Consider the following 24,355-nt stretch of genomic DNA (forward strand, 5'->3'; position numbering starts at 1 on the left):
GCCGCGCGGCCGGGCATCACTCGATGCCGCGCAGGATGTGCCGTTCGTCCTCGACGTCGTCGTCGCCGGCACTGATCCGGCCGAGCAGTACGGCGGCGGCCCAGATCGTCAGTGGCGTGGCCGCCCCGGTCATGCCGCCGCCGGTCCGGTCGTCCCGGGTCTGGCTCCGCTCGGTGCGTGGTGGCCTGCGCTGAGCCTGCATGGGCCCTGCCTCTCCTCGTCGAAGCCGCCGCGGGCGGCGCGGCATACGCCCGCGCCACCGGCCGGGCGAACCGCGCGGGAGCGGATCGCCACCGGTACGACAGCCACCTCGAACCTTCCCACGCCTGGCCGCATCCGCACCGCTGGTTTTCGGGTTTCCGACTGTCGCCTGCCAAACCGGACATCTCGCATCCCGCGGCTGCCGGCCGGGTCGGACAGGGCAGCGGGTGGTCAGGGCAGCGGGTGGGCGATGCCGCGTGCGTGGTCGGTGAGGGCGGCGCCGACCACGGTCGCGGCCAGCGGCAACACCTCGAGGCAGCGCCGCACCGCGGCGGCCATCAGTGTGTTCGGTACCCGCATGGAGAGCGTGCAGTGCGGCACCCAACGGCCCGGCTGATAGTGCTCGTCCAGGGGGATGTCGGCGGCGGCGAGCCGGTCGTACACCAGCCGTTGGTGGGTCAGCAGCTCCGGGGTGGGTGCCGGGCCGAGCCAGAGCACCCGGCCGACGAACTGCCCGGCGTGCTGGAAGTCGAGTCGCAGCGGGGCGGCCACGACCGTCCCGCGCAGCGCATCGGCGACCTGTTCGGGGTTGAAGCGGGGCGCCACCGCGAGCGAGACGTGTGGGCGGTGGCGCCGCTCCCACAGCGACCGCATGCTCTGTACGCCCTCGGCTTCCAGCGCGTCCCAGAGCACCCGGATCCGCCGGGTAGCGTCCGGGTCCAGATACAGCTCCAACGCCGCGACCACGTGATCACCGTAGTGGCCGAGGTTTGCTGGTTGTCCATCGGCGGTACCCGAACGAAGACCAACCAGGAGGCGTGACCCGTGGACGTGAGTGATCTGCTGACCGAGACGTACGACCGGCTGCCCGACCTCGTTCGCGCGGCGGTCGACGGCCTCACCCCGGAGCAACTGCACTGGCAGCCCGGGCCGGGCGCCAACTCGATCGGCTGGCTCGTCTGGCACCTGACCCGGGTCCAGGACCATCACGTCGCCGACCTGCTCGACGCCGAGCAGGTCTGGGTCAGCGGCGACTGGGCGGGGCGGTTCGGGCTCACCGCCGACCCGGACAACACCGGCTACGGCCATTCATCGGCGCAGGTCGCGGCAGTACGGCCGGAGAGCGCACAGGCGCTGATCGACTACTACGAGGCGGTCGCGGCGCGTACCGGATCGTTCCTGGCCGGGTTGGGTCCGGCGGACCTCGACCGCGTGGTCGACGAGGCGTGGGACCCGCCGGTCACCCTCGGAGTGCGGCTGGTCAGCATCGCCGAGGACGACCAGCAGCACGTCGGCCAGGCCGCCTACGTCCGCGGCCTTGTCGCGGCCGACTGACCGGCGGCGTCCGCCGGGCTCACGGCACGATCACGGCCCGGCCCTCCATCGTCCCGTCGCGCATCTGGCGGTACGCGTCGAGGGCGTCCTCGAGCGCGAAGGTGGTGGTCTTCGGCCGGACCAGACCCCGGGCACCCAGCTCCAGCACCTCGACCAGCTCGGGACGACTGCCCCAGTAGGTGGTCGCGATGCTCACCTCGTACGGCACGGAGAAGAACGAGACCCCCACGGTGCCCCCGCCGATGCCCACGATCGTCAGGTCACCCACGGTGCGGGCCACCGCCACGCCGAGCGCCAGGGTGGCGTCCACGCCCACGAAGTCGAGCACGACGTCCGCGCCCCGGCCGCCCGTGGCCTCCCGGATCTCCTCGGCGGCGGTGGGGCCTGAGGTGACGGTCTGGTCGGCGCCGCACTCCTGCGCCAGCCGCAGCGCCTCGGCGCGCGTGTCCACCGCGATGATGCGGGCGGCCGTGGTGGCCTTGAGGATCTGGACGCCCACATGCCCCAGCCCGCCGACCCCGATCACCACGGCCGTGCTGCCGGGCGGCAGCTTCGGCCAGGACCGCCGGATCGCGTGGTACGGGGTGAGGCCGGCGTCGGTCAGCGGCGCGGCATCCACCGGATCCAACCCGTCCGGCAACGGCACGATGTGTCGCGCGTCCGGGACCAGCTCGAACTCGGCCATGCCGCCGTCCAGGCCGAGCCCGCCGCCCCCACCCGGCACCGGGGCGCCGGCCGGGTTCTCGCAGTACGGGTCGACGCCGACGCGGCAGCGAGCGCAGGTGCCGCAGCCCCACGGCCCGAAGACGGCGACGGGCTGGCCGATTGTCAGGCCGCTTACGCCGTCGCCGAGCGCGTGCACCCAGCCCGCGTTCTCGTGGCCGAGGGTGAACGGCGGGTTCCAGGGCATGGAACCCGGCTCGAAATCGTCCATCAGGTGCAGGTCGGAGTGGCAGGCGCCGGCACCGCCGATCCGGACCACCACCTGGCCCGGCCCGGGCGTCGGCTCAGGGACCTCGACCAACTCCGGTTCCGACTTCCACTCCCGCAATCGCAGCGCGCGCATCCGGTTCTCCCATCCCTTCTCGGCGTGACCGAGGGCTCCCCGCCTCCCCGCCGCGCAAACGCCCCCGTGCCGGCACGTGCCTCCGGGTCGGTCCTCACCCGTTTCAGGTGAACCGGGCTCACCCCGGCATGAGTGATCCTGCGAAGAACCGTGGGGAGGGGGCCTGATGGGCACGACGGCGGCGCAGTACCTGCAACAGTTCGACGCGGGCCGGCGAGCCAACCTGGCGGAAACCACGGCGGGAACCCTGCGACTGGACATACGCGGCGACGGCTGCACCGATCACTGGTACCTGACCGTCGCCGACCAGCACGTCCAGATCAACCGCTCCGCGGACGACGCCGACCTGGTGGTCCGCGCGGACCGGACGATCTTCGACCAGATGGCGAACGGCGAGATGCACCTGGCCACGGCTCTGCTGCGCAACGAACTGGTCGTGCAGGGCGACCTGCGACTGCTGACGCTGCTGCGGCGCATATTTCCTGGGCCAGCCGGCGCCCGCCATCCACGCGAGCTGGGTCGCGCCGCGCTGGAGGGTCGGGCTGCGGTTGACGATCGGGGTGTGCGCCCGTGAGACAGGAACTCGTGCATGTCATCGCCGGCAACGCGTTCGCGATCAGCGACGCCCAGGGTGACATCGAGGTCGACCCGCAGGCACCGACCGGTCTCTTCGCGTTCGACACCCGCTTTCTGTCCCACTGGGTGCTCCGGATCGACGGTGAACGGATCAACGCGCTCTCCCGCGACGACATGACGTACTTCGAAACCCGGTTCTTCCTGGTTCCCGGTGCGGCCAGTCACTACGTCGACGCCGACGTGTCGATCATCCGGCACCGCTCGATCCACGACTGCTTCCACGAGAAGATCATCGTGCTCAACCACTCGGCGCAGCCCGCCGAGTTCACCGTACGAGTGGAGATGGGCAGCGACTTCACCGACATCGCCGAGGTCGGGCAACTCAGGGGACGGACCGCCCAGATCACCGCCGACTCCGCGGGCCACCAACTCGAACTGCGCTACGCGCGGGAGCGGTTCGCGCGCAAGACCACGGTGCAAAGCACCGCTGCGGCGGACGTGGACGAGGGGGGCATGACCTTCTCGATCCGGATCGACCCCGGAGGCAGCTGGGAGACCGACCTGCACGTCAGCATGACCATCGGGGGCGAGGATGGCCGGGACATGCGCGCCGGCCTGCAGTCGCACCAGCAGGCCGTTCGTCGGGGAATGAGTGAGGACCTGGCGGACTGGCTGGACCGGGCACCGCAGCTGGTGGCCGATCGGGACGGGCTGGAGGAGACGTACCGGGGCAGCCTGGCCGACCTGGCGGCACTGCGGTACCAGCCGTTGGCGTTCAGCGAGCGGGTGCCGGTCGGTGGCCTGCCGTGGGCGATGGGGTTGTGCGGGCGGGACAGCATCATCGCCTGCCTGCAGACGCTGGCATTCACCCCCGAGTTGGCCCCCGCGACGCTGCGGACGCTGGCGTTCTTGCAGGGCGGCCAGCTCGACGACGAGCACGACGAGGAACCGGGCAAGATCCTGGCCCAGCTCCGCTACGGCGAGTCGGCCGCGTTCGGCGACCGACCGAACGCGCTGTATTACGGCGCGGCCGACACCACCCCGCTCTTCGTCGTCCTGCTGGACGAGTACGAGCGCTGGTCCGGTGACGCGGACCTGGTCCGCGAACTGCGCCACCCGGCCCGGATGGCGTTGGACTGGATCGACGAGTACGGCGACCTGACCGGTGACGGCTACGTGCGCTACCAGCGCCGAAACGAGCGGAACGGCACGATCAACCAGTGCTGGAAGAACTCCGCCGACGCGATCGTCGACGCGCACGGCCGACAACCCGCCTTTCCACGGGCCACCTGCGAGTTGCAGGGCTACGCGTACGACGCGAAGAGGCGCGGTGCCCGGCTGGCCCGGGAGTTCTGGGGCGACCCCGCGTACGCCGACCGGTTGGAGCGGGAAGCGGCAGCGCTGAAGGACCGCTTCAACCGGGACTTCTGGCTGCCACACCAGGACTACTACGCGTTGGCGCTCGACCCGTACGGCGAGCCGGTCGACGCGTTGTCATCCAACATCGGGCATCTGCTGTGGAGCGGGATCGTCGCGGACGACCGTGCGGAAGCGGTCGCCGAGCACCTGGTCGGGCCGCGGTTGTTCAGCGGCTGGGGGGTGCGCACCTTCGCCACCGGGCAGCGCACGTACAACCCGGTGGGCTCACATCTGGGCGCGGTGTGGCCGTCGGACAACGCGCTGATCGCCGCCGGGCTGCGCAAATACCACTTCGACGTGCAGGCGGCCCTGCTCGCGGGCGGCATCTTCGACGTGGCGCAGACGCTCGGTGGGGCGGTGCCGGAGCTGATCGCCGGCCATGAGCGCAGTCTGACGAAGTATCCCGTCCAGTTGCCGTCGGCCGGTCGCCCTCAGTCGTGGTCGTCGGGAGCGCTGCTGATGCTGCTGGGCACCATGCTGGGGCTACGACCCATCGGCGACAACCTGCTGGTGAGTCCGGCCGTGCCCCAGGGCTTCGGCCGGCTGGAACTGCTGGACATTCCCGGCCGCTGGGGTCATTCCGACGCCTACGCGAGAGACCGAAGCGCCGCCTACCGGCGCCACCCCCGCTGAGGCCCACCGGCAGCCGCCGCCCTGTCTCCCGCTGCCCGGTCAGCCCATGGTCTTGGCGCCGTCGATCGACTCCCGCAGGATGTCGGCGTGCCCGGCGTGCTGGGACGTCTCGGCGATCAGATGCAGCAGCACCCGACGGACCGTCCAGCTCGCTCCCGGCTCGAACCAGGGCTCCTGCGGCAGCGGGTGCGCCGCGTCCAGGTCGAGGGTGGCGATCAGCTCGTCGGTCTGGTCGGCCACCTCGCGGAACCGCTCGACGTGCCCGGCGAGGGTTTCGCCTGGCGCCATCCGGAACTGACCGGCCCAGTCGACATCCTCGCGCCCCATCGCCTCCGCGCCGCCCACGGCGAAGAGCATCCATCGGTGCTCGGTGCCGGCCACGTGCTTGATGAGGCCGCCGAGGCAGAGCTCGCTGACGGTGGTGCGGGCGGCCGCCTGCTCGTCGGTGAGCCCGTCGACGGTCTGCAGGAGGAAACCCCGGTGCTGGCGGAGTGTCTGCAGCAGGTCGGCCCGCTCACCGGTGAGCTGCCCAATGCTGGTCATGGTGCCACCCTTCCTCATTGTTCACTCGACATTGTTCACTCGACCTTGGAGGTCGACGTGACCCTCGATGTCCATTCGACGTCACCGTAGGACGAGGCACCGACACTTCCGGGCTCGACACTTCACGGGTCGACACGAGGGCGGCGTGGCGCCGCCAGCGGTTGCCGATCCGCGCCGGTAGCGGTCCACTGAATGACATGGGTGTGATTAAGGTGGGCACGTCCTCCTGGGCGGACCAGTCGCTGCTGCGCTCCGGGTGGTACCCGCGCTCGGCGAACACGCCGGCCCGACGGCTGGGTTTCTACGCTGGCCGGTTCCCGCTCGTCGAGGTGGACACGTCCTACTACGCGGTCCCCGTACCGGAAACCACGCAGGGCTGGGTGGACGCCACACCGGACGACTTCACCTTCGACATCAAGGCGTTCAGTCTCTTCACCGGTCACCCGACGCCGGTCGCCGCGCTGCCTCGGGACCTGCGCCCGACCGCCGGCCCGAGCCGGATCCGCCGTCGCGACCTGCCGGAACGGGCGTACGACGAGTTGTGGGCCCGGTTCCGCGCGGCCCTCGACCCGATCGCGGCGGCCGGCAAGCTGGGTGTCGTGATGTTGCAGTTCCCGCCGTGGCTGGCACGCGGCGACGCGGCCGAACGCCGGATCGTCGAGCTGGCGCAACGCTGCCGGCCGTGGCGGGTCGGCGTGGAGCTGCGGCACGGGTCCTGGTTCGACGGCACGGCCGCGTCGGACACTCTGGACCTGCTGCGCGCGCACGACCTGTCACTGGTCTGCGTCGACATGCCGCAGGGGCATCCGTCGTCGGTGCCACCGATCCTGATCAGGACGGCAGAGCCGGCGATCGTCCGGTTCCACGGCCACAGCGACGCCTGGCGCGACGGCGACAAGCAGGACAAGTTCCGGTACACGTACGCCGAGGACGAGCTTCGGCACTGGGCCGGACTGCTGGCCGATCTCTCCGACCCGGCCGACGACCTGCACGTGCTGTTCAACAACTGCTGTGCCGGTCAGGCACAACGCGACGCCACCCGGCTGGCGCAACTGCTCGCCGAGAGGATGCTCGTCGAGCGGGCTGTGCCGGCCCCGGCGACGTCGACCGGTTGACGGTCACGCCGGGGGCACGGCAGCCGTGGGTGGTGTCAGGAGCGCCGGCCCCGGGTGCGCAACGCGTCCTGCGTCGATTCGCCGACGTCCGCGTCGTCCGGGAAGGTTCGCCCGCTGGGCGCCGGGTCGGGTGGGGCTCCCGGTCCGGCCATCGTCGTACGGGTCGGCTCGACCGAGCCGAAGCCGTGTCGTCCCGCCGGGTCTGACCGGCCCGTCGAGGCGCCCGCACGCCGCTCACCGCGTCGTCCCTCGGGCACCGCGGTCTCCTCACTGCCCTCGTCCATCGGGGAGTCGTCACCCGTGCCCCAGGGCGCGTCGGCGTCGAAGCCGTCGCCGGTGCCCCATGGCTTGGTCGCCTCCGGCTCCAGCCGGTCGTTGTCGCCGCTGCGTCCCTCGTGTGCCGTCATGGCCACCCCGCTCGTCGGTCCGCCGCTGGTGGCGGACGATGTGCCGTCCTCGGGCCGGACCTGCCCGCCCGACGTCGCCCCACGCCATGCGTTGTCACGTCGGTGGGCGCGTAGGGCCGACCAGCGCCCCGCCGTCGAGGTGGCGGCGGGACGCCGGCCGGCCCGACGTTCAGCGCCCGGCCATCGCCATCGGCCGCTTGCCGTTGCTCATTCCCGCCATCTTGATCATGCTCTTCGAGGCGCTCTTCATCCCGCCGCCCCGGCCGAGAATCCCCTTGAACACCTGGCCGGGCTTCTGCTGCTCACTCATGTACGCGGTGACCACGACCAGGGTCCCGGTCAGCGCGGGGATGGCCCATTGGAGCAGCTTCATCTGCCGCTGCGACGAGGCCACGCTCGCCGGGGTCTGGTGGTTCGGCTCGGTGATACCGCTGACCGGCGAGGCACCAGCCTTTTCCAAGCGCATGCCGATCAACCGGCTGTAGCCGGTCACGGCGAGCGCGCCGATCGTCAACGCCGTCTTGATGGCGCTGGTGCGGCCGACCCCGGACTGAGCCGCCACGCGTGGACTCTCCGTCACCAGTTCGCCGACCGCCCCGGCCAGGTGCGCGCCGATGGCGGCGGCGTTGACCGGGGTCCATTTGGACCATCCGGCCGACGCGACCGGGAGTCGCTGGGTCGAGTCGCTGATCTTCCCCGCTGCGCCATTGACGCCGAAGGCCCCCATGAGGGAGCCGCCGAACCAGGCCGCCAAGCCCAGATCGTGCATGGAGCGCAGTGCGGTATGCCGTTCGGACATGTGATCCCCTTCCGCCGTGTTGGGCGGTGCGGCTTACCCGCCGGTCGGGCGGCTAACCCCGCCCCCTGCGGGCGATGCACGGCGTATCGGGCACCGGGGACGTCCATGCCGACGAGGTGCCGCATCGTCGCCGGCAGGAGTCGTCCGCGCGGTGGCGGGTAGATCCCGAGCGACGCCGACGAGAGGGGAACGACATGTCGCAGCCGGACGAAGTTCGGGAGAAGACCCCCAAAACCGACGCGGTGCTCATGCACCCCGACAACGACCCGCACAAGAAAACCGCGGAGGCCGCGCCGCGCAAGGATCACGCGGAGATCCAGGTGGAGCGCGACGGCGAACTGGTGCCGCTGGACCAGGACGAGTGAGGCGGCCGGCCGGCCCGTCGCACGCCGGCCGGCCGGCCGGTACGGCTCAGCGGGGCGGTAGGTCGTCGGCGAAACCGGCGATCCGCCGCGCCACCGGGGCGCACGCGCGGACCCAGGTGAAGTGGTCCAGCGCCGCACCGGCCTGAGCCACTGTGTACCGTTCCCGGGTCACCGGCGCGGCGGTGAGTTTCGCGCAGAGGTGGTCCATGGTCTCGTGCGGCGTGTACTGGTCGTCGTCCACGCTGATCGCCAGGACCGGGTGGCGCACCGCGCGTACGGCCGCCTCGGTGTCCGTGCCGTTCAGCCGGGGGAAACGGCCGGTCCGCGCGGTGTATGCCCAGTCGCGGATCACGCCGCGCGCCTGCCGGCCGCCGAAGCCCCAGCCCGGCCAGACCCCGAGCAGCGCCGCGGTGGCGGCGATCCCCTGGGTGTACGGCAGCACACCGAGGCCACGTCGGCCCGGGTAGCTGCGCCAGTAGGGGATGCCGACCGCGACCAGCGCCAACCCGTCGACCTCGTCGCCGCCGTGCAGAGCGAGGTGCAGGAGCGCGGCCTGCCCGCCGAGTGAATGGCCGAGCAGCAGCCGGGTACGGCCGTCCAGGCGCGGCTTGAGCGCGGCCAGAACGGCGCCGACATCGTCGGCCAGGTCGGGGTAGCCGTGTCGGTCTGCCCGGCTCGGCGCGGGGGTGCTCGTCCCGGTGCCACGCAGGTCGGCGACGATCACGGCCAGCCCGGCGGCGCGCAGCGCGGCGGCGAACGGCCGGTAGTAACGGGCCCGGACCCCCATCGCCGGCCAGATCACCACGACGGGGGCATCCGCCGGGCCGTCCGGCTCCGGATAGATCTGCACACCCAGCCGGGCGCCGTCGACGTCGACGAACTCCTGCGCGTACTCCGGGTCCCCGTTCATCGGCCCAGCTTACGGCCCGACGTTACCGACGGGTAGCCGCAGGTGGTCGGACGCGACGGAGGCCCCGCCGGGTGGCGGGGCCTCCGACGACGCGTCCGGTCAGGAGACGGAGATCGTCCCGTTACCGGCGCGGACGCAGGACACCGCTCGGGCGGCGGTGGCGGCGGCGCCGGCGAGGCACTGGCCGAGCACCTGGTGCCCGGCGGCGTTCGGGTGCCACGACTCCTGGCAGGTCTGGAAGTAGCTCACGCAGGTGTTCGCGATCCGCTGGATGTCGAGCTTGTCCTTGCCGGCGAGGCTGGTGACGAAGGTGCCGGTAGCGCCGTCCTGGAGCCGGATCGGAGTGGCCAGCGAGCCCGTCGGGCTGGTCGTCTGCTCACAGAGCCGGGCACCGTTGAAGGCCTGCTGCACGTTCAGGTAGACCAGGTCGTTGGAGGGGAACTCGGCGGCCAGGGTGTCCCGGGTGGTCTTCACGATGGTCCCCAGGCCCTGCGAGAAGCGGTGTCCGGGCGCGAGGCTGGCCCGGTGGATCGGGCAGCCGGCCGCGTACCGCTCGGCACCCAGGTCGCGGAACTTGTCCCGGGTGTCGTCCCGGCTGTCCTCCTCGTGGAACTGCGGGTTCAGGTCCAGCGGCAGCGGGTTGGTGTAGTCCTGGAACACCACCCGGTGCTGCCCGTCCGCGTCCACCTGGTTGAGGGTGGTCAGCAGTTGGCGTACGGCCGCGATGGTCTCCGCGGTGGCGGCGCTGACCTGTGCGGGGGTGGCCAGGTCGGCATCGCTGCACGGCTTCTGCTCCACCGGCCCGTTCAGGTACGCCCAGAACTCCCACCAGCCGGTCCAGGCGTCGGCGATGAACCGGTTGGCGCACTTCTCCGCGACGCTGCCGAAGGTGAACGAGCTGTTGTTCGAGCCCAGGCCGATCAGCACCAGGTCGATGTCCTGGGTCTGCGCGACGGCGCGGAGCTGGTCGATCTGCGCGGCCACCGTGCGGCCCTTCTCCCGGGCGGCGGAGGCGGTGGCGATGTCGCGTGGCTGGCCGCCGGAGCAGGCCAGGTTGAACCGGTTCTGGATGCCCGGCAGGTTGGCCTTGTTGAGCGAGGCGTTCGCGGATCGGTGGCAGAAGAACGCGTTGTTGTTCGCCGCCGTCCAGCCCGGGAAGCCCTGGGCGACGCCGTTGACGTCGACCACCGGGGCGTACGCCCCGGCGCCCTCGCCGCTGATGAAGCTGTCGCCAAGTGCCACCGCTGCCGTGGGCAGCGCTGCGGTGGCGGGTGCGGGCAGCGCGACGGCGGTCGACAGCGCGGCCATGGCAATCGTGAGTGCCGCAGCGAACGCGGTACGCCGGAATTTGAGCATGGGGCTCCCATCCATCGAAAGATGAAAGATTCTCTGAGAGCGCGATCAGATCACCCTTGTGCGACGGGCGTCAATGGCCCGTAACAGAATCGTTCGATGAAAGACACGCACGCCCCGGTGCACCACTCGGGTCGCGTTGGTCGACGAGCTGACCAGCACTGTCCTCGACAGTGGACCTAACGGTCGGACCGCCGGCGCCGCCCCAGCACCGCGGCGCCGGCGGCGTTCAGACCAACACCCCAGATCAGCAGTACGCAGAGCCACTGCGCCCACCGCAGCACACTCATCTCCCCCGAGAGCAGGTTGCGCACGCTGCCGTACGGGGTGAGCCACGCCTGCGCGGGACGGAGAGCGTCCACGCCCCCCAGCAGCGCGAACAGGCCCAGCGGCAGGACGATCGTGGCGAGGAACGCGACCACCGCCGAGCGCAGCAGCAGCCCCAGCCCGGTGCCCACCAGCCCGGCGACGACCTGCACCAGCACACTGCCCACCGCGACCGTCCCGGCGTGCCGCCACGGCTCGTCGGCGATGTCGGCCGGGGTGAGGGCGAGCGTCACGGCGCAGATCAGCACCCCGACGACGCCGATGACGACGGCTGGCAGCACCACCGCGAGCACCGTGGGGACGACCCGGATGGCACCGGGCGCCCGTCGCAGGTCGCGCGCCAGCAGGATGCCGAAGAGTGGCGTCACGACCGACATCAGGCTCTGGACCGTGTCGGAGAGTGCGGCGAACGTCCGATCGTCGGGAGCCGCCGCCGCGGTCAGCGCCACAGCGGCGAGGAGGCCCGCCAGCAGGGTGCCCGCGAGCAGCCACCGCCTTGCCCGCGTACCGAGGGGATTGTCGGTCGTGTGATCCACCGGTGCCGCCTCCGCTGGTTTCCCGGCGCGGTCACCGCGATGGCCCGCGGCCGCATTCGGCGCGCCAGCGGCGTACCCCGCTCTGGTCCTGGATCTCGACCTCGCCCACCGCGGCCGTCGTCGGGTGCGTCGACCGGCCACGATTGGCGGTCAGCCTACCGGCGGTGCGGCCGGCCCGTGGTCCGGCGAACACCCCGGATCGCCCTGCCGGACCTGTTTCCTGGCTCACGTTCGGGGCCTGCCGCGCGGCGGGTCGCGCGGGGCCTACGGAGGTTGTCCCAGCCTCGGGCTAGGCTCGCTGCGGCGCGCCACGCCGGCTGATGTCGCCGGTGACCGGTTGCACACCGCCGAGACCGGGGAGTACGACCAGTTGACCGCAGAGCCTGACACCCTGTACGGGGCCGATGACCTCACTCACCTTGAGGGGCTGGACGCTGTCCGCAAGCGGCCCGGCATGTACATCGGTTCCACCGACAGCCGTGGCGTGGGTCACCTCGTCAACGAGATCCTCGACAACTCCACCGATGAGGGTGTCGCCGGTCACGCCAGCAACGTCGAGGTGACGTTGCTGGCCGATGGCTCGGTGCGGGTCGACGACGACGGCCGAGGCATCCCCACCGACGTGCACGCCAAATCCGGCATCTCCGGCGTCGAGCTGGTGCTCACCCGGCTGCACGCCGGCGGCAAGTTCGGCGGCTCCGGCTACAAGACCTCCGGCGGCCTGCACGGCGTCGGCGCCTCGGCGGTCAACGCGCTGTCCCGTCGGTTCGACGTGACCGTCCGCCGGGCTGGCAAGATCCACGCGATGTCCTTCCGGCACGGCGTCCCGGGCATCTTCGACGGCGACGGGCCGGAAGCGCCCTTCACCGCCGGCCCCGGGCTCCAGGTCGTCGGCGCGATGAAGCGCGGCCAGCGCACCGGCACCTCGATCCGCTGGTGGCACGACGCCCGCTACTTCGAGACCGGCGCCGCACTCGACGTCGACGCGGTCCGCACGAAGCTGCGCAACACCGCCTTCCTGGTCCCCGGCGTGACCTACCGGCTGCGGGACCTGACCGGCGAGGCACCCGTCGAGGAGGGGTTCCACTACCCCAACGGGCTCAGCGACATGGTGGAGTTCCTCGCGCCGGCCGGCGACCGCCCGGTCTCCGGCACCCTGCTGGTCAACGGCGAGGGCACCTACCGGGAGAACGCCGCCGACGCCAACGGTGTCATGCAGTCCAACGTGCAGCGCCGCGCCGAGGTTGAGGTGGCGTTCCGGTGGGGCACCGGCTACGAGCGCACCCTCGAGTGCTTCACCAACACCATCCGCAACGCGCACGGCGGCACCCACCGCAAGGGCTTCGAGCGGGCCCTCGTCCGCGCCCTGGCCGACGCGGTCCGCAACACCCGCGGTCTGCTCAAGGCCAAGGAGGAGCCGCCCACCCTGGACGACGTCCTGGAGGGGATGACGGCGGTGGTGCACGTGCGGATCCCGGAGCCGCAGTTCACGTCGCAGACCAAGGACGAGCTCTCCACCACCGGCATCACCAAGGTCATCCAGACCCTCGTCGACGCGCACGTGAAGGCCTGGCTGGAGGACAAGCGCACCAAGGCCGAGGCCCGCGTCGTCCTGCAGAAGATCGTCGACGCGGCCCGGGTGCGGCTCACCCAGAAGCAGCAGAAGGACGCCGCCCGGCGCAAGACCGCCCTGGAGGGCGCGTCCATGCCGCCGAAGCTGGTCGACTGCCGAGCTACCGGCATCGACCGCAGCGAGATCTTCATCGTGGAGGGCGACAGCGCCCTCGGGACGAGCCGCATGGCCCGCTCCTCCGAATACCAGGCGCTGCTGCCGATCCGAGGCAAGATCCTCAACGTGCAGAAGGCCAACCTCCAGCAGGTCCTGGACAATGCCGAATGCGCGGCCATCGTGCAGGTTCTCGGCGCCGGCTCGGGGCGTACGTTCGATCTCTCCTCGCTGCGCTACGGCCGCGTGCTGATCATGGCCGACGCCGACGTGGACGGCGCGCACATCCGGACGCTGCTGATCACCCTCTTCGCCCGGTACATGCGCCCGTTGATCGAGGCCGGTCGGCTCTACGCCGCGATGCCGCCCCTGCACAAGATCACTACCAAGGGGCGTAACCCGCAGACCACCTACACCTACACCCAGGCCGAGATGGAGACGACGGTCCGCAAGCTGGAGAAGTCCGGCAAGCAGATCGTCACGCCCATCCCACGGTTCAAGGGTCTCGGTGAGATGGACGCCGACGAGTTGTGGGACACCACGATGAACCCGGCCACCCGTGCCGTTCGCCGGATCACCCTCGACGACATCGATGCCGCCGAGCGGATCCTCGAACTGCTGATGGGGGAGAAGGTCGAGCCGCGCCGCAACTGGCTCATCGACTCCGCAGACCGGGTCGACCGGGATGCGATCGACGCATGAGCGCCCGTTCCGTTCGAGTGGAGAGCTGAGTCATGGCACGCCGCAAGGAAAACAAGGTCGATCTCTCCTCGTTCGACCAGGCCGGCGCGCGGGTCTTCGACAACCCACTGGTCACCGAGGTCTCCGACTCCTACCTGGAGTACGCGTTCTCGGTCATCCACTCCCGCGCCCTGCCCGACGCCCGTGACGGTCTCAAGCCCGTGCACCGGCGCATCCTCTGGTCGATGTACGAGCAGGGCTATCGCCCCGACCGCGGGCACGTGAAGTCCGCCCGAATTGTGGGCGATACAATGGGTAAGTACCACCCGCACGGTGACACGGCGATCTACGACGCGATGGTCCGCCTCGCGCAGGGCTTCTCGCTCAACGTGCCACTCATCGACGGGCACGGAAACTTCGGGTCTCCCGACGACGGACCGGCGGCCTCGCGCTACACCGAGGCCCGGATGTCACGCGAGGCGATGCTGCTCGTCGGTGAGCTGGGCGAGGACACCGTCGATGTCGAGCCCAACTACGACGGGTCACTGACCCAGCCGACCGTGCTGCCGGCGGCCTTCCCCAACCTGCTGGTCAACGGCGCGTCCGGGATCGCGGTCGGAATGGCCACCAACATGATCCCGCACAACCTGGCCGAGGTGGTCTCCGCCGCCCGCTGGCTGATCAACCACCCGGACGCCACACTGGACCGGCTCATGGAGTTCGTCCCCGGCCCCGACCTGCCCACCGGCGGCGTGCTGCTCGGCCTGGACGAGGTGCGCCGGGCGTACGAGACCGGCCGCGGCGTGGTGCGGATGCGCGGCAAGGTGGAGATCGGCCCGATCGAGGGCAGTCGGGGTCGCCAGGCGATCACCGTGGTCGAGCTGCCCTACGGCGTCGGCGCGGAGAAGGTCATCGCGGCCATCACCAACGAGGTCACCAAGACCAAGCGGCTGACCGGCATCGCCGACGTCAAGGACCTCACCGACCGGGAGAGCGGCACCCGACTCGTCGTCGAGTGCAAGGTCGGGGTCAACCCGCAGGCGCTGCTCGCCGACCTCTACCGGTTGACCCCGCTGGAGCAGTCGTTCGGCGTCAACAACCTGGTCCTGGTCGACGGGCAGCCGCGCACGCTGGGGCTGAAGGCGCTGCTGGAGGTCTTCCTCGCCCACCGGTACGAGGTGGTCACCCGACGCACCTCGTACCGTCGGCGCAAGCGTCAGGAGCGGCTGCACCTGGTCGACGGTCTGCTGATCGCTCTGCTGGACATCGACGAGGTGGTCCGGCTGATCCGGGGCAGCGACGACGCGCAGGCCGCGAAGGACGGGCTGATGAGCCGGTTCGGTCTCTCCGACATCCAGGCCACCTACATTCTGGACACTCCGCTGCGCCGGTTGACCAAGTTCGACCGGATCGAGCTGGAGGCCGAGCAGGAGCGGCTGCGCGCCGAGATCGCCGAGCTGAGCGCGATCCTCGACGACGAGCGGGTGCTCAAGAAGCTGGTCTCGGACGAGCTTGCGGCCGTGGTGAAACAGTTCAGCACCGAACGGCGTACGACGCTGGTCGACGGGGACCTCAAGGAGGTGCTGGCCGCGTCCGCGCCGGCCGGCCCCCTGGAGGTCGCCGACGACCCGTGCCAGGTGATCCTCTCCGCGACCGGGCTGGTCGCCCGGACCGCGGCCGAGTCGGAGGAGAGCGCCGAGGGGCGTCGGCGCAACGGCCGGGTCAAGCACGACACCGTACGCGCGATCGCGCACTCCACCGCCCGTGGCCGGGTGCTGTTGCTGACCAGTGCCGGCCGGGCCTTCAAGGTCGACGTCCTGCCGCTGCCGGTGCTGCCCGAGCAGGCCGGCACGGTGTCGCTGCGGGGCGGCATGTCCGCGGCGGAGCTGGTGCCATTGGAGGCTGGGGAGACCGTCGTCGGCTTGGCCCCGCTGGGCGGGCAGGCGGAGGGCTCACCGGGGCTGGCGCTGGGCACCCGGCAGGGCGCGGTGAAGATCTGCGCTCCGGAGTGGCCGGTGCGCTCCGACGAGTTCGAGGTGATCGGTCTGCGTGACGGTGACGAGGTCGTCGGGGCGACCTGGCTGACCGACGGCGACGAGACGCTGACCTTCGTCACCTCGGAGGCGTCGCTGTTGCGCTTCCCCGCGAATCTGGTTCGTCCGCAGGGCCTCAAGGGCGGCGGTATGGCGGGCATCAACCTGCCGGCCGGAGCGCGGGTGGCGTTCTTCGGGGCGGTACGCACCGACGACCCGGGGCATGGCGAGCCGATGGTGGTCACCTCCACCGGCGCGACGGTCAAGGTGACGCCGTTCAAGGCGTACCCGCCGAAGGGCCGGGCGACCGCCGGCGTGCGCGCACACCGCTTCCTCAAGGGTGAGACGGACGTGGCCGTTGCCTGGGTGGGTCCGCGCCCGGTCGGCGCGACCGGCACCGGTGACCCGGTGGAGCTACCTGCGGCGGACCCACGCCGCGATGGGTCCGGCTTCGCGGTCATGCTCGGCCCAACGGTGGTAGGCCACCTGATCGAACGCGACTAACCCTCCCCCCTGTCGGTCGACCTCGGAACGCCCGCCAAGCTCGCCCGACAGGGGTCGGGACCCGCCCGCGCCCCACCCCGCCCGCACCCCGCCCCACCCCGCCCGCACCCCGCCCCACCCCGCCCCGCCCCGTCGATCATGGACTTGTGGTGCCCGATGTGCCCCGGTCAATGCCTTTTATCCCCCACCACAACTCCATGATCGACCAGGTGCTGGTCCGTCGGTCCCTGTAGTCCGTTCGGCATCGCCGATCTTGCACTTTCTGCCCCGACATGCCGCGCAAAAGGGGCAATTCGAGGTTCGAAAGTACAAGATCGCGGGCGCGTCGCGGGCGAGCGCGCGGGGGGTTAGGCGACGTTGTGGGGGCGGAACTGGACGCTTACTCGGGGGCCTACTGGGCGAGTGGTTTTCGGGATGGCGTGTTCCCAGGTGCGTTGGCACGAGCCGCCCATGACGATCAGGTCGCCGTGGCCCACCGGGAAGCGCAGGCTGTCGCCGCCGCCGCGTGGGCGTAGCAGCAGCGGTCGGGGTGCTCCGAAGGAGACGATCGCGACGATGGTGTCGCTGTGTGCGGAGCGACCGATGGTGTCGCCGTGCCAGGCGACGCTGTCCCGACCGGTTCGGTAGAGGCACATGCCGGCGGTGACGAAGGGTTCGCCCAGCTCGGGCGCGTAGTGCTGGGTCAGCGCGGCCTGCGCGGCGGTGAGCACGGGGTGGGGGAGTTGCCTCTCGCCGTCGTACCAGCAGAGCAGGCGGGGCACGTCGACCTCGGTGTCGAACATGGTGCGCCGCTCGGCACGCCAGGGCACCTCGGTGAGCAGGGTGTCGAGGATCGTGTCGGAGCCGCGCACCCAGCCGGGGAGGTGGTCGACCCAGGCGCCTCGGCTGAGCTGGTGCCGGCGGATCAGGCCGGGCAGTGGCCCCAGGGACGGCCCGGCATCGGCCAGGTCGAGCATCGACGGCTGGTAGGCGGCCTGCGTCATGCGGCCACCCTAGCAGCACTTTCGTACACCCGTGCCAATGGGTGGTCAGCCGGTGACGGCGGCGGGGCGTACGGAGTCGAACACCGCGTCCACGACTCGTGCCCGGCCCTGCCCATCGACGGTGGACCAGGCCTTTTCGGCCAGCGTGGCGCGCCGCTGCGGCGAGCTGAGCAGCCCGTGCAGGGTCCGCGCCGCCGCCGCGCGGGCGGTTCGTCCGGCGACCCCGGCGGCGTCCAGCTCCGGTAACTTGCCGAGGCCGGCGGCCAGGCCGTGCCGCACCACCCGGGCGTACGACTCGCGTTGGTTGTCGACCACGCAGACCAGCGCGGCGGGTGCGCCGAGGCAGCAGAGTTCCCAGGTGGACGTGCCGGCGGCGCTGACCACCAGGTCGGCTCCGGTGATCAGTGCCGGCAGCGAGGTGGTGGGCGGGACCGGCCGGATGATCTGCCCCCGACCGGGTTTGACGTCCTCGACCTCCGCCTCGATCTCGGGCCGGCCGACGATGACCGTGAGGTCCATGGGGTGGCCGGTGGCCACCAGCACCCGGGTGAGTACCGGGGCCGCGCCGACCGCGTCGGTGCCGCCGAAGAAGGCCAGCACCCGGGGTCGGCTGACCGCCGTGCGGGGCGGGGGGACCGGCGGTCGGGCGGTGATCACGGAGTCGCGCAGCAGGGCGTACCCGCTGCCGGCGAGCAGACGACCGGGCAGCCCCGGGAGGTCCGCTCCGAAGTTCTGGTCGAGGTAGAGGTCGGCGACCTGGCCCCGGCTGTCCCCGTCGATCACGGCGAGGGTGAACACGCCGGCGGCGCGCAGGGCGCCCGCCCCGGCCGGGTCCAGCTCGTAGGAGTCGAGGACCATCACGTCCAGCTCGTGGCGGCGGGCTGTCTCGACCAGTTCGGCCGGCGAGTCCGGGCCCGGGTGCAGGGGGATGCCCCGCGCGGCAAGCTCCGCGGTGGCCCAGTCGAGCCGTTCGACGGTGCCGAACACCGTGACGTGGGCGCCCCGGGCCAGGAACTCCTCGGCGAGCGCCAGGCAGCGGACGAGGTGGCCGACACCGCGCTGCGGCCCGGCGTCGCAGCGCACCCCGACCCGGAGGGTGCTCAGGACTCCTCCAGTTGCTTCTGTCGTACGTCGGCGTTGAGCACGCGCAGCTGGGGCTGCCCGTGGAGCCAGTCGGCGAGCGTGGCCAGCGGCACGCTGACGTCTCCGAAGTGGTCGATGACCGCGCTGACCAGCGCCCAGTCCTGCTCGGTGTCGAGGGTCAGCCGCAGCGCGGACCGGTCCGGGGTGAGTGTCACGCCGAGCACCCGGAACAGCTCCGGATGGGTGTACGCGTACGAGGTCACATGCACCCGGTGGTGGTCGGTGGCGAGCCGGCCCAGGGTGCGCAGCGTCTCCGCTCGGATGATCTCGACGTCCAGCCCTCGGGGCAGGGTGCGGGCGATCGACGTGCTCGCGTAGTCCAGCCCGGGGACTGCCCGGTACACCGACGCGACCAGGGTGATGATCTCCGGGTCGAGCAGCGGGCAGTCGGCGGTGAACCGCATGACCGCGTCCCCCGGGTGCGCCGCGAGAGCACCCACGAATCGACCCAGTACGTCGTCGACCGGCCCGCGGTGGCACGGCACGCCCAGCCGCTCGCACTCGGTCACCACCGCGTCGTCGACCGCGTCCGTGCTGGTGGCGACCACCAGGTCGGCCAGGACGCCGCTGTCGCGGGCGGCGCGCACCACCCGGCCCAGGACGGAACGCCCGGCGAGCGGGCGGAGCACCTTGCCGGGCAGCCGGGACGAACCCATCCGAGCCTGCACGATGCCGACGATCCGTGGCCCCGCGTCGTCCGTCGGGGCCAGCCCTCGCGCCGGTACGCCGGTCACTGCTGTTCCTCCTGCTTCGGGGCGAGCACCGCGGTGGCCCGGCGCTTGGCGGCACGGGCACCCCGCTTGGCGAGCCGGGCCGGGGTGATGGCGAGCCGGCCGACCCGGTAGCTGATCGACCCGCTGAGCAGGCCGATCGTCGTCTCGGCCCGGCGCAGCGCCCGTTCCCGCGAGGTGAGCAGTTCCTCGGTCCACGCGGTCAGTGCCGCCAGCCGGGTGAGTTCCTCGCGCTGGCGCAGCCACGCCTCGCGCAGCTGCTGGTAGCTGTGCGAACCGACCGGCGGGTCGGTCGGTGCGACGGCGTGCAGCTCGGTGGCGAGGTCGACCCGGCCGTCGGTGTCCAGCCCGTGCAGCGCGGCGGCGATGGCCGCCTCGGCCTCCACCGCCTCGTCGACGGTCGCGCGGTCGAGGTCGTTGCCGGCGAGGCCGCCGAGCACGACGGTCAAACCCGCGACATCGAGGGTGGATGACCACGGGTGGGCGTACCCGCCGGTGAGCAGGGCCGCCGCGAAGCGCCACAGCCCTCGGGCGAGCACCACGTCGGCGGGCAGCGCGACGGTGGCCCGCCAGCTCGGGTCGAGCACCGCGTAGCGCTCGCCGTCGATCACCACGTTGTCGGTACCGGCCAGCGCCGCCGCGCCGGCGATCCGGCCGGCGCTGTCGGCTTGGTCGGCGAGCCAGACCGCGTACCCGTGCAGCAGCGTGCGCAGGGTCGCCAGGTCGCGGCGGAGGGCCGCGTCGAGCAGCAGGGTACGCAGCAGCCGGCCGGACGGCACCGGCCCGGACAGCGCGTCCGCGTCCCGGTACGCGGCTTCGCGGCTGGCGAACGGCGCGGCGCCCGGCCCGTTCGGGCCGGTGGTCGCGGTGAGCCCCCAGCGCCACCCCGACGGGCCGTGCAGCACCTCCAGCACGCCGATCCCGGGGCGCCCGGTCTGCATGAGAGCCACCGGCAGGTCCCGGTCGGTGGCCGGTGCGGTCAGATCCGCAGAGCTGGCGGGCCGCTGGGCGAGCATCAGCCAGCCCGGTGCGAGGTCGGCGGCGCGTCCGGCGTGCAGCGCGTCCACCGCCAGCCGGGCCGGGTCCTGAAGCACGGTGGCGCTGGTGAAACCTCCGGCGCAGGCGCCGTGCAGCACCGCGTCGAAGAGGCCGGAGCCGGTGTCCCGGTCGAGGTGGTCGGCGTCGAGCAGCGCCGTCGGGGTGTTGACGTCGGGGTACGCGGCCCAGCACGCGGCCGGCCGCAGCCCCGCTGCGGTGAGCCGCTCGCGCAGTTGGTCCCGGTTGGCCGGGTGGGCGCGGTCCAGCACGCCACCGATCACCCAGGCGGCATCGTCCCGCCCGGCGTACCAGGGGGTGGTGTCGACCAGCCGGTGCAGGCCGAGCGGGTTGTCCAGGCGCAGCAGCAACGCGCCACCCGGTCGCACCGTGTCGACAAGTCGGGCCAGCACACCGTCCCAGCCGAGCCGGATGCCCTCCACCGACTCCACCGGGTCCAGCCCGGCACCGGCGATCACCAGGTCGTACGTCTCGCCGGCGGGCAGCCCGGCCGGGCCACCCACCACCACGTGGGTGGCCCGCTCGGCCAGCGCCACCGCGTCCGGGTGGCTGCGCAGCAGGCAGGTCACCTCGGCGTGGGCCAGCTGGTCGAGCAGCGCCGGGTCGTGCGGACCGGCCACCAGGACCCGGGCGCCCGGCGACACCAGCCGTGCGGCCAGCGCGGCGAGGGGCCCACCGTCGGACAACCGTTCCTGCGGCAGGTCCGACCAGGCCAGCATCTCGCCGCCCGGCAGGGTGATCCGGCCGGCGGGTGCCGTCTTAGTCGTCACGGTCTTCCTCTTCCTCCTGGAGGTTCGCCCAACCGAGCAGCTCGCGCAGCTCGGCCGGGGTGCAGCGGTGGTCGGTGCCGAGCTCGGAGCGGGCGATCTGGACTGCGGTGGACAGGTCGATCGCGGCGCCGTGCAGCTCCGGCCACTGCCGCCGGATGCGGGCGGTGCCGCCGAAGGTCGGGTCCTCGTTGGACAGGATCATCGGGTCGCCGTAGACAGCCGGTTCGCACCCCGCAGCGATGCCGTAGAAGATCGCGCTGGTCAGCCGGTTGGATGCTACCCGGCGGTGGCGGCGCAGCTCGGTGAGCTGTTTGTCGAGGAACTCCGGGTCGGTGTCCTTCCACCAGTGCCCCCGGTAGCCGTGGCAGATCACCCGGAACCCGGCGCGCTCGTAGAGCCGGCGAACGTTGCGCATCCGGTATTCGTGCCAGTAGAGGCACACCGTGACCGGGCCGGTCTCGGTGTCCTGGATGAGGGCGATCAGTTTGCGGTGGTCGCCCTTGACGTGCTGGCCTTCCCAGCCGTGGAACGGGTACCAGATGGTGCCCTCCCGCTCCTCGGCCGGTGGTTCCTCGGGCCGCATGGCCAGCAGGTAGACGAACGGCGCTCCGATGACGACCACATTGCGCCGCCCCACCGACCAGGCTCGGCGACTGGTCTGTTCCGACCAGAGCAGGCTCGGGGTGCGTTCGGCGTACGGGTGGCCGGGGGCGAGGCCGTCCCCGATGTTCCAGCCGTGCTGCACGTACCCGTTGATCCGCGGTGGGTGCCGGTCGCCGAGGCCGGCGTAGCGGGCCAGCACATGGGCGTGCCCGTAGAAGTGGTTGGCGTGGTGCATCAGGTTCCCATCAGGCGGCGGAACGCACCGAGCCGACCCGCAGGGCCGCGGCGAGCGCGTCGATGACGCGGTCCTGGTCGGCGTCGCTGAGTCCCGGGTAGAGCGGCAGCGACAGCTGCTGAGCGTAGAACGACTCGGCCACGGGGCAGGATCCGCGCCGGTAGCCCAGGTCGGCGAAGGCCGGGTGCCAGTGCGCGGGGATGTAGTTGACCTGGACACCGATGCCGGTGGCGCGCATCCGGTCGTACACCTGGCGGCGTCGCCCGTCGAGCACCCGGATCGGGTACAGGTGCCAGGCCGGGTCGGCCCACGACTTGCGGGCCGGCAGCAGTACGCCGTCCAGGTCGGCGAGGGCCTCGTTGTACCGGGCCACCAGCGCGCTCCGGCGGGCGATGAAGTCGCCGAGTCGGCGTAGCTGGCTGCGACCCAGGGCGCAGAGCACGTCGGGGAGGCGGTAGTTCAGCCCGAACTCGTGCACCTCGTGGTACCAGCCGCCCTCGTCCTGCAAGCGCAGTGCGTCGCGGTCGCGGACCACGCCGACGCTGCGGAACCGGCGGGCCCGTTCCAGGACCCGCGGGTCCAGTGCGGCGACCGCGCCACCCTCGGCGGTGGTCAGGTTCTTCGTGGGGAAGAACGAGAAGGTGGTCAGGTCGGCCAGCGAGCCGACCGGTCGGCCGTGGTACGTCCCGCCGATCGAGTGCGCCGCGTCGGCCAGCAACAGCGCGTCGCTGCCATCGATCGACGTGCGCAGGGTGTCGTAGTCGGCCGGGTGGCCGGCGTAGTCGACCGCGGCGACGACCTTGGTCCGCGAGGTGACGGCCGCGGCGGCGGCCGCCGGGTCGAGGCAGAAGGTTTCGTCCTCGACGTCGGCGAACACGACCTTCGCGCCCAGGGCGACCGCGCTGCTGGCGGTCGCCACGAACGTCATCGGCGGTACGACCACCTCGTCACCCGGGCCCACCCCGGCAGCCGCGTACGCCACGTGCAGCGCCGCGGTGCCGTTGGAGACGGTGGTGACGCCGACCCCGCCGGTCCACCTGGCGAGATCGGCTTCGAAGGCGTCCACCTGCGGACCGGTGGTGAGCCAGTCGCTGTGCAGCGTGTCGACCACCGCGGCGACGTCCTCGTCGGTGACGGACTGCCGCCCGTACGGGAGCATCGCGGTCACGCGCCGGTGATACCGAGCATGTCGCGCAGTTGCTCGACGGTGAGCCACTCGTCGTTGGTGTCGGACTGGTAGGCGAAGCCGTCCGGCACCGGGTCGCAGTCGACCGGCGGCTGGTAGCCCCAGGTGGCGATGGTCGGCTGAACGATGAACCGGCCGTCGGCGCGCAGCGTCCGCCGGCTGTCGTCGGGCGCGATCATCTCCTCGTGCAGCTTCTCGCCCGGCCGGATCCCGATCTCGTGGGTGGTGGCGTCCGGGGCCACGGCCTCGACCAGGTCGAGGATGCGCATGCTCGGGATGCGCGGCACGAACAGCTCGCCACCCTGCATCTGGTCGAACGAGTCCATGACGAACTGCACGGCCTGGTCGAGCGTGATCCAGAAGCGGGTCATCCGCTTGTCGGTGATCGGCAGGCTCTTGCCCTCAGCGGCCAGCCGGCGGAACAGCGGGACAACCGAGCCGCGGCTGCCCACCACGTTGCCGTAGCGGACGACGGAGAACCGGGTCGGGTGCTGGGCGGCGTAGTGGTTGGCCGAGACGAACAGCTTGTCGCCGACCAGCTTCGTCGCGCCGTACAGGTTGATCGGGCTGGACGCCTTGTCGGTGGAGAGCGCGATGACCTTCTTGACACCGGCCTCGATCGCCGCGTCCACCACGTGCTGGGAGCCGGTGATGTTGGTGGCGATGAACTCGGAGGGGTTGTACTCCGCGGTGTCCACCTGCTTGAGCGCGGCGGCGTGCACCACGTGGTCCACCCCGTGCATGGCCCGGGTGAGGCGGTGCCGGTCCCGGATGTCACCGATGAACCACCGCAGCCGTGGGTCGTCACCGAGTTGCTGGCGCAGCTCGTACTGCTTGAGTTCGTCACGGGAGAACACCACCACGCGGGCGGGGTCGGCCTCGTTGAGGATGTGCCGGAGGAACGTCCTGCCGAAGGAACCCGTTCCCCCGGTGATCAGAATGGACGATCCATTCAACTCACTCAATGTGGTGCTCCCGTGTTCGTGGATGAACGAGCGGCCCTGGGCCGGCCGACCGGGGTGACACGCTAGCCATGGCGGGTTAACTCCTCGACGCTCGCGGGTTAACCACGACCCCTGCTCCTGTGAATGCGGGGCACCGGGTAGGCAAACACTCTCG

General features: G+C 71.6%; 23 protein-coding genes. 7 read left to right on the forward strand and 16 right to left on the reverse strand.

The annotated features are described in order from the left end of the window. Nucleotides 1-16 precede the first annotated feature (16 nt). The gene (locus tag PCA76_RS10460) at nucleotides 17-202 is read right to left on the reverse strand and encodes a hypothetical protein (protein WP_238677098.1); all 186 of its coding nucleotides are present in this window, start codon (nucleotides 200-202) and stop codon (nucleotides 17-19) included. Nucleotides 203-432: 230 nt separating this feature from the next. Then, a complete protein-coding gene (locus tag PCA76_RS10465) occupies nucleotides 433-948 on the reverse strand; it encodes a 2'-5' RNA ligase family protein (protein ID WP_272617030.1) in 516 nt (171 codons plus the stop codon). A 78-nt stretch (nucleotides 949-1,026) separates the two neighbouring features. Here PCA76_RS10465 and PCA76_RS10470 point away from each other — a divergent pair, with 78 nt between their 5' ends. After that, on the forward strand, nucleotides 1,027-1,536 hold the full coding sequence (locus PCA76_RS10470) for a mycothiol transferase (RefSeq protein ID WP_272617032.1): 510 nt from the start codon (nucleotides 1,027-1,029) through the stop codon (nucleotides 1,534-1,536). A gap of 19 nt (nucleotides 1,537-1,555) precedes the next feature. On the opposite strand, the gene PCA76_RS10475 is transcribed toward PCA76_RS10470, so the two are convergent. Further along, nucleotides 1,556-2,602, reverse strand: coding sequence for an NAD(P)-dependent alcohol dehydrogenase (locus tag PCA76_RS10475; protein WP_272617034.1), 1,047 nt, complete (start codon nucleotides 2,600-2,602; stop codon nucleotides 1,556-1,558). Nucleotides 2,603-2,768: 166 nt separating this feature from the next. On the opposite strand from PCA76_RS10475, the gene PCA76_RS10480 reads away from it, so the two are divergent. Both PCA76_RS10480 and PCA76_RS10485 read left to right on the forward strand, forming a co-directional pair. After that, entirely contained in the window at nucleotides 2,769-3,176 is a 408-nt protein-coding gene (locus PCA76_RS10480) for an SCP2 sterol-binding domain-containing protein (RefSeq protein WP_272617036.1), read from the forward strand. Then, nucleotides 3,173-5,230, forward strand: a complete 2,058-nt coding sequence (locus PCA76_RS10485; protein WP_272617038.1) for an amylo-alpha-1,6-glucosidase — start codon at nucleotides 3,173-3,175, stop codon at nucleotides 5,228-5,230. Before PCA76_RS10480 ends, PCA76_RS10485 begins: the two co-directional genes overlap by 4 nt. 39 nt (nucleotides 5,231-5,269) lie before the next feature. Here the strand turns inward: PCA76_RS10485 and PCA76_RS10490 are convergent, their stop codons facing one another. Further along, on the reverse strand, nucleotides 5,270-5,773 hold the full coding sequence (locus tag PCA76_RS10490) for a DinB family protein (RefSeq protein ID WP_272617040.1): 504 nt from the start codon (nucleotides 5,771-5,773) through the stop codon (nucleotides 5,270-5,272). Nucleotides 5,774-5,970: 197 nt separating this feature from the next. Here PCA76_RS10490 and PCA76_RS10495 point away from each other — a divergent pair, with 197 nt between their 5' ends. Next, nucleotides 5,971-6,888, forward strand: coding sequence for a DUF72 domain-containing protein (locus PCA76_RS10495; protein ID WP_272617042.1), 918 nt, complete (start codon nucleotides 5,971-5,973; stop codon nucleotides 6,886-6,888). 35 nt (nucleotides 6,889-6,923) lie between these two features. On the opposite strand, the gene PCA76_RS10500 is transcribed toward PCA76_RS10495, so the two are convergent. Together PCA76_RS10500 and PCA76_RS10505 are read right to left on the reverse strand one after the other, a co-directional pair. Continuing rightward, nucleotides 6,924-7,295 carry a hypothetical protein gene (locus tag PCA76_RS10500; RefSeq protein WP_272617044.1) on the reverse strand — a complete coding sequence of 124 codons (372 nt, stop codon included), beginning with the start codon at nucleotides 7,293-7,295 and terminating at the stop codon, nucleotides 6,924-6,926. 169 nt (nucleotides 7,296-7,464) lie between these two features. Then, nucleotides 7,465-8,094: a hypothetical protein gene (locus PCA76_RS10505; RefSeq protein WP_272617046.1), complete on the reverse strand. Its 630-nt coding sequence runs from the start codon at nucleotides 8,092-8,094 to the stop codon at nucleotides 7,465-7,467. Between the two features lie 194 nt (nucleotides 8,095-8,288). On the opposite strand from PCA76_RS10505, the gene PCA76_RS10510 reads away from it, so the two are divergent. Further along, nucleotides 8,289-8,459: a hypothetical protein gene (locus tag PCA76_RS10510; protein WP_272617048.1), complete on the forward strand. Its 171-nt coding sequence runs from the start codon at nucleotides 8,289-8,291 to the stop codon at nucleotides 8,457-8,459. 46 nt (nucleotides 8,460-8,505) lie between these two features. Here PCA76_RS10510 and PCA76_RS10515 read toward each other — a convergent pair whose 3' ends face one another. The 3 genes from PCA76_RS10515 to PCA76_RS10525 form a co-directional block, all read right to left on the reverse strand. Beyond that, nucleotides 8,506-9,369 carry an alpha/beta hydrolase family protein gene (locus PCA76_RS10515; RefSeq protein ID WP_272617050.1) on the reverse strand — a complete coding sequence of 288 codons (864 nt, stop codon included), beginning with the start codon at nucleotides 9,367-9,369 and terminating at the stop codon, nucleotides 8,506-8,508. A gap of 99 nt (nucleotides 9,370-9,468) precedes the next feature. Then, on the reverse strand, nucleotides 9,469-10,725 hold the full coding sequence (locus PCA76_RS10520) for a hypothetical protein (RefSeq protein WP_442930216.1): 1,257 nt from the start codon (nucleotides 10,723-10,725) through the stop codon (nucleotides 9,469-9,471). Between the two features lie 176 nt (nucleotides 10,726-10,901). Then, the gene (locus PCA76_RS10525) at nucleotides 10,902-11,585 is read right to left on the reverse strand and encodes a hypothetical protein (protein ID WP_272617052.1); all 684 of its coding nucleotides are present in this window, start codon (nucleotides 11,583-11,585) and stop codon (nucleotides 10,902-10,904) included. A gap of 370 nt (nucleotides 11,586-11,955) precedes the next feature. On the opposite strand from PCA76_RS10525, the gene PCA76_RS10530 reads away from it, so the two are divergent. Both PCA76_RS10530 and PCA76_RS10535 read left to right on the forward strand, forming a co-directional pair. Beyond that, entirely contained in the window at nucleotides 11,956-14,013 is a 2,058-nt protein-coding gene (locus tag PCA76_RS10530) for a DNA gyrase/topoisomerase IV subunit B (RefSeq protein WP_272619288.1), read from the forward strand. 32 nt (nucleotides 14,014-14,045) lie between these two features. Continuing rightward, on the forward strand, nucleotides 14,046-16,529 hold the full coding sequence (locus tag PCA76_RS10535) for a DNA gyrase/topoisomerase IV subunit A (protein ID WP_272617054.1): 2,484 nt from the start codon (nucleotides 14,046-14,048) through the stop codon (nucleotides 16,527-16,529). A gap of 347 nt (nucleotides 16,530-16,876) precedes the next feature. On the opposite strand, the gene PCA76_RS10540 is transcribed toward PCA76_RS10535, so the two are convergent. Genes PCA76_RS10540 through pseB form a run of 7 tightly spaced genes read right to left on the reverse strand, consistent with a single transcriptional unit; the run spans nucleotide 16,877 to nucleotide 24,201 of the window. Beyond that, nucleotides 16,877-17,512 carry an alpha-ketoglutarate-dependent dioxygenase AlkB gene (locus PCA76_RS10540; RefSeq protein WP_272617056.1) on the reverse strand — a complete coding sequence of 212 codons (636 nt, stop codon included), beginning with the start codon at nucleotides 17,510-17,512 and terminating at the stop codon, nucleotides 16,877-16,879. Nucleotides 17,513-17,557: 45 nt separating this feature from the next. Next, nucleotides 17,558-18,616, reverse strand: coding sequence for a PseG/SpsG family protein (locus PCA76_RS10545; protein WP_272619290.1), 1,059 nt, complete (start codon nucleotides 18,614-18,616; stop codon nucleotides 17,558-17,560). Continuing rightward, nucleotides 18,613-19,365: a glycosyltransferase family protein gene (locus PCA76_RS10550; protein WP_272619292.1), complete on the reverse strand. Its 753-nt coding sequence runs from the start codon at nucleotides 19,363-19,365 to the stop codon at nucleotides 18,613-18,615. The genes PCA76_RS10545 and PCA76_RS10550 overlap by 4 nt, the downstream gene beginning before the upstream one ends. A gap of 20 nt (nucleotides 19,366-19,385) precedes the next feature. Beyond that, nucleotides 19,386-21,212 carry a class I SAM-dependent methyltransferase gene (locus PCA76_RS10555; protein ID WP_272617058.1) on the reverse strand — a complete coding sequence of 609 codons (1,827 nt, stop codon included), beginning with the start codon at nucleotides 21,210-21,212 and terminating at the stop codon, nucleotides 19,386-19,388. Further along, nucleotides 21,202-22,050, reverse strand: a complete 849-nt coding sequence (locus tag PCA76_RS10560; RefSeq protein WP_272617060.1) for a hypothetical protein — start codon at nucleotides 22,048-22,050, stop codon at nucleotides 21,202-21,204. The genes PCA76_RS10555 and PCA76_RS10560 overlap by 11 nt, the downstream gene beginning before the upstream one ends. 10 nt (nucleotides 22,051-22,060) lie before the next feature. Then, nucleotides 22,061-23,218, reverse strand: coding sequence for a DegT/DnrJ/EryC1/StrS family aminotransferase (locus PCA76_RS10565; RefSeq protein WP_272617062.1), 1,158 nt, complete (start codon nucleotides 23,216-23,218; stop codon nucleotides 22,061-22,063). Next, nucleotides 23,215-24,201 carry a UDP-N-acetylglucosamine 4,6-dehydratase (inverting) gene (gene pseB, locus PCA76_RS10570; RefSeq protein ID WP_272617064.1) on the reverse strand — a complete coding sequence of 329 codons (987 nt, stop codon included), beginning with the start codon at nucleotides 24,199-24,201 and terminating at the stop codon, nucleotides 23,215-23,217. Before pseB ends, PCA76_RS10565 begins: the two co-directional genes overlap by 4 nt. Nucleotides 24,202-24,355: the final 154 nt, after the last annotated feature.

The organism is Micromonospora sp. LH3U1, from assembly GCF_028475105.1.
Classification (GTDB): domain Bacteria; phylum Actinomycetota; class Actinomycetes; order Mycobacteriales; family Micromonosporaceae; genus Micromonospora.

Coding starts and splice junctions, on each gene's coding strand:
- PCA76_RS10480 (WP_272617036.1), top strand. CDS start 2,769: ATGGGCACGACGGCGGCGCAGTACCTGCAACAGTTCGACGCGGGCCGG.
- PCA76_RS10460 (WP_238677098.1), bottom strand. CDS start 202: ATGCAGGCTCAGCGCAGGCCACCACGCACCGAGCGGAGCCAGACCCGG.
- PCA76_RS10490 (WP_272617040.1), bottom strand. CDS start 5,773: ATGACCAGCATTGGGCAGCTCACCGGTGAGCGGGCCGACCTGCTGCAG.
- PCA76_RS10510 (WP_272617048.1), top strand. CDS start 8,289: ATGTCGCAGCCGGACGAAGTTCGGGAGAAGACCCCCAAAACCGACGCG.
- PCA76_RS10500 (WP_272617044.1), bottom strand. CDS start 7,295: ATGACGGCACACGAGGGACGCAGCGGCGACAACGACCGGCTGGAGCCG.
- PCA76_RS10540 (WP_272617056.1), bottom strand. CDS start 17,512: ATGACGCAGGCCGCCTACCAGCCGTCGATGCTCGACCTGGCCGATGCC.
- PCA76_RS10515 (WP_272617050.1), bottom strand. CDS start 9,369: ATGAACGGGGACCCGGAGTACGCGCAGGAGTTCGTCGACGTCGACGGC.
- PCA76_RS10535 (WP_272617054.1), top strand. CDS start 14,046: ATGGCACGCCGCAAGGAAAACAAGGTCGATCTCTCCTCGTTCGACCAG.
- PCA76_RS10520 (WP_442930216.1), bottom strand. CDS start 10,725: ATGCTCAAATTCCGGCGTACCGCGTTCGCTGCGGCACTCACGATTGCC.
- PCA76_RS10560 (WP_272617060.1), bottom strand. CDS start 22,050: ATGCACCACGCCAACCACTTCTACGGGCACGCCCATGTGCTGGCCCGC.
- PCA76_RS10505 (WP_272617046.1), bottom strand. CDS start 8,094: ATGTCCGAACGGCATACCGCACTGCGCTCCATGCACGATCTGGGCTTG.
- PCA76_RS10495 (WP_272617042.1), top strand. CDS start 5,971: ATGGGTGTGATTAAGGTGGGCACGTCCTCCTGGGCGGACCAGTCGCTG.
- PCA76_RS10475 (WP_272617034.1), bottom strand. CDS start 2,602: ATGCGCGCGCTGCGATTGCGGGAGTGGAAGTCGGAACCGGAGTTGGTC.